Here is a 4,706-nt window from a genome sequence, read left to right on the forward strand (position 1 = left end):
ATAATAAAAATTGCTAAATTTAGAAAAATATAGTGTCAGCATTCAGCTATCAGTAATCAGCTTTCACCTCATAACTGATAACTGATAGTTGATAGCTAGTCCATAAGTATTCAGCAGTCAGTAATCAGTAATCAGCTATTATCTGGAATTTATGAGCATTTTTAGCGAGGAATGAGGAATTGATTTTGGTATCGGTTTACCTTAAAAATCCTTTAAACTTAGCTTGAGAAACAGTTTTAGCTGACTTCTGACTGCTGATAGCTGAATGCTTACGCTATTCCTATTTTTCATTAAACGTCCACACACCATCATCCCAATTTGTATCTGTTGGGGGTGATTGTAACCAATGTTGGCAACGGCCTAGATATAACATCGAGGCTTTGTCGTTGTTATCAGCAGTTAAGGCTTTCACAAACTCAGTTTGAGCAAGTACAAATTGACGTTGAAGATAATACTCGCGTCCTTTATGATAATGCTCAATTAATTCTTGTTTGGTGTCACTAATTGGGTCAGAACGCATCCCAATCAACTCATAGATTGATACAGGCTCATTTCTGCCTTTCACACGAATAAAATCAAGCTCCCTAGCCCAAATATTATCGTGACAGAACTTATATGTATTATCGCTAATTATGATATCGCAACCATACTGTTTACTGATACTTTCTAGACGAGAACCAAGGTTAACACCATCACCAATAGCAGTAAATTCCATCCGCTTACTAGAGCCGATATTACCGCTAATTACAGTATCAGAATTAATACCAATGCCGATTTTGATTTTTGATTGATTAGCGGCCTCACGACATTGATTTAATTCTTGTAAACGATGGCGCATTTCTAGAGAAGTTTCTACTGCCATCTGTGCGTGTTTTTCTAAAGGTAAGGGAGAACCAAAGACAGCCATGATAGCATCACCGATGTATTTATCAAGAGTGCCTTTATGTCTAAAGACAGCTTCTACCATCGACTCAAAATATTCGTTGAGCATACTTACCACTTCCTCAGCTTGCATATTTTCTGTGAGGGTGGTGTAGCCACGAATATCTGAGAATAAAATCGTAACTTCTTTGCGATCGCCCCCTAATTTTGCGTCATCTAATTTGAGTAATTCTTCTGCTAACTCCTGAGTCATGTAACGATACATGGTGCTTTTCAGGCGCTTTTCATCACTAATATCGTCCATTACTACCAGTGCGCCACACACTTTATTTTCATCGTTAGCATCAGCAATGGTGTTGAGTGATAAATTAACGCTGTGCTGTTCTTGAGTTGTAGTTAAAAGTGTCCGATCTGGATAGTATTGTTGAGTATCTTTGACATCATTAGCCTGTAAGGCATCTGCAAACCACTTGCTAAAATCGCCCTCTTTAATATTGACAACATCACTGACTAATAAACCTTCTAACCGTGCTTCTGTAGAATAACCTAGTAAACGTTTCGCACTTTCATTAGCGGTGATAATGTGTCCTGACTTATCTGAAGAAATTACACCATTAGAAAGACTCCGCAAAATATCCCGCTGCATCCGTTCTTGTTGTTTGACTTTGGCAAACAATTGAGCATTTTGTAGAGCTACCCCTGCTTGAATATTAAAAGCTTCCATGAATTCTTCATCATTATGATCAAAACTTGCTTGGAAGCATTCAGGAGCTTCAGGCCAATTAGCAGGATTATAGGCAGGAAAATCTCCAGCTTTCTTTTTATTAACTAATTGGGTGACACCGATCAATTCTTGATCGCTGTTAAATACTGGCATACAAAGGAGACTACAGGTGCGAAAGTTGGTTTCTTTATCCATCGCTTTAGCAGTTTCCGAGTCTGGATGCTCATATAAGTCAAAGGGAATGTTTAAAGTTTTCCCAGATGCTGCCACTATACCTGCAAAACCTTTACCTATTGGTACTCGCAACTCTTTAGTTGTACCATTATCATTAGTAATTTTTGTCCATAATTCGTGACGTTCGTGGTCTATTAACCACAGTGTACTCCGATGAGCGTTCATCAGTTCTTTCGCTTCATCCATAACCCGTTTCAGGGTATCTTCTAAATCAAGACTACTTTGACTGAGGGATCTAATTGCCTTCATCAAAGCCGCTGCTGCCCTTTGTTTTTGGGTAGCAATATAAAAAGACCGCGATGACTCTAAAATGAGGCGAATGGAAGGAGCGAAATCTTGAAATAATTTCTCATCAGAGCTATTAAATCCCTTGGTATCAATGCGTTCTGACAGGGGATCATCGGGATTGTGTAGGTATTTTAATTTATTTAATAATTGTACTACCGCTACTAATTCTTCATCTTCATTTAACAGCGGTAACGCTAACATTGTGTAAGTGCGATAGCCATTTCTTTTATCTTGTTCTTGAGCAATTTTTGACCGCGTATCGTTATAAAAATCGAAGGGAATATTTACCACTCGTTTGAAAGTTGCCACCTCCCCTGCAATTCCTTTATCCGCTGGAATCCGAATTTCTAATGGCCTCTTACTTTCCCCCTCAGCCAAAATAGACCAGAGTTCTTGTTTTTCTTCATCTAATAAAAATATTGTTGTTCTGTCTGCTCCCAGTAATTCACCAGTTTTGAGAGTAATTGAATGCAGCATTTCCTGGAGAATTGTTTCAAAACCTTGATAATCCAACATGGATAAGGTTTCATTAACAATCTTTAATTTATGCTCAACTTCCTGAACTACTTGTTTAAAAGTATCTTGAGTCAAGGGGGCAAGAAACTGAGAAATAGTTCCTTTTCTTGTAGCCAGACTCACTACCGGGGAAGAGTTTGTTTGTAACTGGTAGGTTTCTTGGTTGCTAATGTCAATAATAAAATCTGTGCTTTCATCGAGATTTGGTTTTTGCGGTGACATAACTGTATTTGATATAGTATGATTTAGAACTCCCGAATGGGCGCTCGGTGGGCTATGAAATTTATTATGTTAGATTTTGCTTCTCACTATCATTGGTTGACAGTATACCCTTTTAACATCAAAATTGTTTGGTGAAGGTGATCCTGTGGGAAATATAGTCTGAACAACTGACAATTCAAATTAGACTTAAAAAGTAGTTGCATAGTTACCAATCCCAAATGTCAAAGCAGGAAGGTTTACCAATCATTATATAGGAATATTAAGCAGCTTTTAAACCTCTTCATTTGTTCTTTTGATTCGACGTTTCAACCCGCGCACCAATTCACGCAACACATCAGTTTGGTTTCTACCAGTTTGTTCGCAATACTCACGCAGTAAATCTTTCTCTGGCTGAGTCAATCTAAAAGTGATGTATATTTCAGGTTTAGGCATATTGAGGATACCATTAGCTGAGGTATCCTAATTTTAATGGATTTTGTAATTCTAGGAAAGAGCGATCAGGTAGACTCAAGCTCTTTGATAGATTTTATTGGTTAAGGAAGAAAGGGAAAAACAATTAACCTTTCATCTAAACTCAGTAACATTGAAAGTAATTTCACGATGTTTGTATCAAAGCTACTTATTTGCCGTCAATGAAATTAGTAATAATACTAGTAAAATAACGGAAATTAAATTCTAGGTATAAAAAAGTATGATACTTAAATTACATTCCGTAACAATTACAGAGAAAGTGTATGAATGTTAATTTTTAGTTTAAATTTATACATAAAAATTAAATTACAAAAATTAAACACCCTCGGTTATTTCGTAGGCAGCAAATATAAAATTTGGTCTGGAATCGAATTTGACCAATAACCAACATACCAAGTTATTTACCATGAAGAATTGGCAGCACGGCTTTTTTGTAGGCTTATTATGTTGTGCTTTTTTCATTTTGGGATGGCAACCGCAACTTTTCGCAGCAGAAATTACTAGCGATAGTACACCAATACCAAAAGCACAATTAGCCCAAGCAGAAGTCCCATTAAATGTCTATGAATACCTATTACAATATCAACCAGAAACTTATAATCTGTTGACCAAGACATTAGCAGAAAGCATTGAAGACGCAAAACAACCATTAGAGGATGAAGTAGTTAGCAATCTTTGGGCATTGTCTCCCAACAATCCCAAAATTAAATCGAGAGAGAATAATGGCAAAATTGAATATTTAATGTCTACTTGGAAATATGTAAGTAACCCAAGTGTAGATTGGCCAATAGGTGCAAAAAAACAATTGGCTTATCAAACGTGGTTTACAGCAGTACCACAAGTGAAAGAATTTTGTCAGCAATATCAAGCCACAGATACCAATATTCCTGATAATGTGGAACTTTCACTGCGGTTACAACAATATTTGGGTTTGATTTTAAATAAGTATTCTACCAAAACCCATTTTGTGGAAATGTGGGTAAAAGCCGAAGACTTAACTAGACCATGTATTGATCCAGAAATTGACGATGCTAGTTGTAATCTTTTACCTGTACCAGTTCCTGATAGCAGTCCTATCATCAAGGCAATATATACCAATTCTTATACCAATGCGAAAGCAGAATATTATCCCTGGTCAGGTTTAGGTTATACCTACGATTGGGGAAATTCACAAAAACCCCATGTAGGTCCGAGCGAGTTTATTATTAACCCAACACCAGAAAAACCTGTGGAAGTAGAAGTTGTTTCTGTCACTCCGACTCAGCAATATTGTCAGTCAGAGAATCTTTCATAGGGGAAAGTCTTTGGGCATTGGGCATTGGGTTATTAATCTCCCCCTGCCTCCCCTGCTCCCTGCCCCCTGCTCCCT

General features: G+C 37.3%; 3 protein-coding genes. 1 reads left to right on the forward strand and 2 read right to left on the reverse strand.

Annotated features, from left to right (window positions below):
• Positions 1-280: 280 nt before the first annotated feature.
• Together A0J48_RS25875 and A0J48_RS25880 are read right to left on the reverse strand one after the other, a co-directional pair.
• Positions 281-2,866 carry a GAF domain-containing protein gene (locus tag A0J48_RS25875; protein WP_200327442.1) on the reverse strand — a complete coding sequence of 862 codons (2,586 nt, stop codon included), beginning with the start codon at positions 2,864-2,866 and terminating at the stop codon, positions 281-283.
• Positions 2,867-3,136: 270 nt separating this feature from the next.
• Positions 3,137-3,298: a ribbon-helix-helix protein, CopG family gene (locus A0J48_RS25880; protein WP_200327443.1), complete on the reverse strand. Its 162-nt coding sequence runs from the start codon at positions 3,296-3,298 to the stop codon at positions 3,137-3,139.
• Between the two features lie 445 nt (positions 3,299-3,743).
• Between A0J48_RS25880 and A0J48_RS25885 the strand changes: the two genes are divergently transcribed.
• Entirely contained in the window at positions 3,744-4,631 is an 888-nt protein-coding gene (locus A0J48_RS25885; protein WP_200327444.1) for a hypothetical protein, read from the forward strand.
• Positions 4,632-4,706 lie beyond the last annotated feature (75 nt).

The organism is Sphaerospermopsis aphanizomenoides BCCUSP55 (assembly GCF_001586785.1).
Lineage (GTDB): Bacteria > Cyanobacteriota > Cyanobacteriia > Cyanobacteriales > Nostocaceae > Sphaerospermopsis_A > Sphaerospermopsis_A aphanizomenoides_A.

Excerpts from the sequence above, each read along its gene's own strand:
- A0J48_RS25885 (WP_200327444.1), top strand. The coding sequence starts at position 3,744 with ATGAAGAATTGGCAGCACGGCTTTTTTGTAGGCTTATTATGTTGTGCT.
- A0J48_RS25880 (WP_200327443.1), bottom strand. The coding sequence starts at position 3,298 with ATGCCTAAACCTGAAATATACATCACTTTTAGATTGACTCAGCCAGAG.
- A0J48_RS25875 (WP_200327442.1), bottom strand. The coding sequence starts at position 2,866 with ATGTCACCGCAAAAACCAAATCTCGATGAAAGCACAGATTTTATTATT.